The 3,110-nt window shown below is 71.8% G+C and carries 2 protein-coding genes and 1 pseudogene; 2 read left to right on the forward strand and 1 reads right to left on the reverse strand.

Features of this window, described 5'->3' with window-relative positions:
- Nucleotides 1-652: glycosyltransferase family 39 protein (locus ACNFOC_RS52635; RefSeq protein WP_416966065.1), on the reverse strand; the 652-nt coding region annotated here is incomplete at its 3' end.
- Between the two features lie 176 nt (nucleotides 653-828).
- Between ACNFOC_RS52635 and ACNFOC_RS52640 the strand changes: the two genes are divergently transcribed.
- Together ACNFOC_RS52640 and galE are read left to right on the forward strand one after the other, a co-directional pair.
- A complete protein-coding gene (locus tag ACNFOC_RS52640) occupies nucleotides 829-2,100 on the forward strand; it encodes a glycosyltransferase 87 family protein (protein WP_416966064.1) in 1,272 nt (423 codons plus the stop codon).
- 78 nt (nucleotides 2,101-2,178) lie between these two features.
- Nucleotides 2,179-2,982 (forward strand): annotated as a pseudogene (gene galE, locus ACNFOC_RS52645) (UDP-glucose 4-epimerase GalE); the annotation flags it as partial.
- Between the last annotated feature and the right edge of the window lie 128 nt (nucleotides 2,983-3,110).

Genomic DNA, 3,110 nt, shown 5'->3' on the forward strand with positions numbered 1-3,110 from the left:
GCTCACGCCGCAGTTGGGTGCGCTTGGTCTCGTTCAGCCCGGCGATCTCGTGACCGTCGATACGGACACTGCCCGACGTCGGGGAGTCGAGCCCGGCGGCACAGTGCATCAGCGTGCTCTTGCCGGACCACGCCGCCCTGGGCGCCCGCGCCGCCGCCAGCGTCAGCGCGTGCGCGCAGAGCACCAGGACCGCGAACTCGTGCAGCAGAAAGGTCACGGCGATGACGGCGCCGTACGGCCACCAGGACTGTCCTTCCAGTGCCCGCACCAGGAGCAGTGTCGCCCCGGCCACGCCCGCCGCGACGAGGGCGTAGGAGCGGCCCTCCTGGGCGTAGTGGCCGGTCAGCGGGGTGATCGCGTAGAGGAGGCCGGCCCAGAGGCCGATCCTGGGGCGGGCCAGGCGGACGCCGAGGGCCGCGACCAGGCCCGCCGTCGCCGCCGCGCCGCACACGGACGGCAGGCGGAGGGCCACCTCGCCGGGGTGGACGGCGAGGACGGCGTGCATGAGGAGGTAGTACAGGCCGTGCACGGCGTCGACACCGTGCAGCAGGTGCCAGATCTGCGGGACCGTGCGCCGTCCGACCAGGAAGGTGACGCCCTCGTCGCCCCACATCCCGCCGCGGTCGAGCCCCCACAGCCCCAGCGCGAGCATGACGACCACCGGCACGACCACGGCGACGCCCCCCGCACGGGTCCGTCGCCCGTGCCTGTACTCACCCTCACCTTGGCTGTCCACCTGGCTGATTTTGTACTGTTAGCAAGCTCTTACCGACGATTGACGGTGTATTAGCATTCCTGCGGCATTCACCCGGCTTACGATCCGCCGTGATGAACGCCGCCCGCAGACACCGCGTCCTCGCCCTCACCCTCGCCTGGCTCGCCACCCGCGCCGGAATGCTGCTCCTCCTCGCGCACAACGACCTGCCCCTGCTCGGCCGGGGCGGGGTCGCGCGGGAGGTGTGGCGCCTGTACCACCACTGGTACGGCGTCCTGTCGCACGGCGCGTTCCCGGCGCACGACCCGCTGTGGCAGTACCCGCCGGGCGCCGGCCCCGTACTCCTGGCCCCCGCGCTGCTGCCGGACCTGACGTACTTCCAGGCGTTCGTCGTCCTCACCCTCGCGACCGACGCGCTGATCACCCTGACGCTCGCCCGCGCGGGCACCCGCCCCGGCCACAGCCTGCGCGGCGCCGCGTACTGGATCGCCTGCCTCCCCCTCCTCCTGCACATGCCCCTCGTCCGCTACGACGTGCAGGTCACGGCGTTCGCCGTCATCTCCCTGTTGACGTTGTCGCGCTCCACGCGTGTGTGCGGCGCGTTCGCGGCGCTGGGCGCGCTGGTGAAGGTGTGGCCGGCGCTGGTGCTGCTGGGGATGCCGAGGGGGCGGACGACGCGGTCGGTGTGGTCGTGGGCGGTGGGGACGGGAGCCTTGTCGCTCATGTCTCTCGTGGTCTTGTTCAACAATCCTTTCGCCTTCTTGCGCCAACAGGGCGGCCGGGGCGTACAGATCGAGTCACTCGGCGGCACGCTGCTCGGCCTGGCGACCCACGCCGGCTGGCCGGGCCAGGTGCACTATCGGTACGGCGCGATGGAGTTCACGGGGCCGTACGTCTCCACGGTCGCCGACGCCTCCCTCGCGCTCACGGCGGTCGCCTTCGGGCTGCTGCTGTGGTGGCGGATCCGCGCCCGCCGCTGGACCGACGCGACGCCGTACGACGCCGCGCTGAGCGCCGTCCTGCTGTTCACCGTGACCAGCCGGGTCATCAGCCCCCAGTACATGATCTGGCTGCTCGGCCTGGCCGCCGTCTGTCTGACCTCGCGGCACACGACACAGCGCGCGGTGGCCGCGCTGATCGTGGCGGCGACCGCGGTCAGCTCCGTCGAGTTCCCCGTCCTGTACGGCGACGTCATCCACAGCACCTGGACGGGCTGCGCCCTGATGGTCGTACGCAACGGTCTGCTGGCCGCCGCGGCCGTCCTCTCCTTCGTCCGCCTGTGGCGGTCGTCGCGGCCGCTCCCGGCGATCGCACGCACGCGCGTGCAGTCCCCCGGCCCCTACGGGGAGTCCCAGCCGTTGACCTCGGCACACTCCGGCGCCTGATTGACTGAGGCCCGAAGCGCGCGGGGGACGCACCCGCACGGGTCGAACGACATCCAGTGACGGAGGGGACGGCCGCACATGACCTGGCTGATCACCGGCGGCGCCGGCTACATCGGGGCGCACGTAGTGAGGGCGATGACCGAGGCGGGCGAACAGGCGGTCGTCTACGACGACCTGTCCACCGGCATCGCCGAGCGCGTGCCCGAGGGCGTACCCCTGGTGGTGGGTTCGACCCTGGACGCGGAACGGGTGGCCCGCACCCTCGCCGACCAGGAGGTCACCGGAGTCGTCCACCTGGCGGCGAAGAAGCAGGTGGGCGAGTCGGTGGGCCGGCCGCTCCACTACTACCGGGAGAACGTCGAGGGCCTCCGCGTCCTCCTGGAGGCGGTGACCACGGCCGGCGTCCCGTCCTTCGTCTTCTCGTCCTCGGCGGCCGTCTACGGCATGCCGGACGTGGAGCTGGTCACCGAGGAGACGCCCTGCGTCCCGATGTCGCCGTACGGCGAGACCAAGCTGGCGGGTGAGTGGCTGGTCCGCGCGACGGGCCGGGCGACAGGCCTCTCCACGGCCTCCCTGCGCTACTTCAACGTGGCCGGCGCCGGCGCCCCCGAACTCGCCGACGTCGGCGTCTTCAACATCGTCCCCATGGTCTTCGAGAAGCTCACCGAGAACGCGCCCCCGCGCATCTTCGGCGACGACTACGACACCCCCGACGGCACCACCGTCCGCGACTACATCCACGTCGTGGACCTGGCCGAGGCCCACGTCGCCGCCGCCCGCGCCCTCCAGGCCTCCCCCGGCCGCGCCCTCACCCTCAACATCGGCCGCGGGGAAGGCGTTTCGGTCCGCGAGATGATCGACCTCATCAACACGATCACCGGCTGCCACGGCGGGCATCGCGGTCTCCAACCCCAGTGACTCGGCGATGAAGATCATGGCCGCGGTGATGGCGGCCGGCATGGTCCCGCCGCTGGCGATGGCCCTGGCGACGACCGTGCGCGGCAAGCTCT

The organism is Streptomyces colwelliae, assembly GCF_048158785.1.
Taxonomy (GTDB): Bacteria; Actinomycetota; Actinomycetes; order Streptomycetales; family Streptomycetaceae; genus Streptomyces.

Coding starts and splice junctions, on each gene's coding strand:
- ACNFOC_RS52640 (WP_416966064.1), top strand. CDS start 829: ATGAACGCCGCCCGCAGACACCGCGTCCTCGCCCTCACCCTCGCCTGG.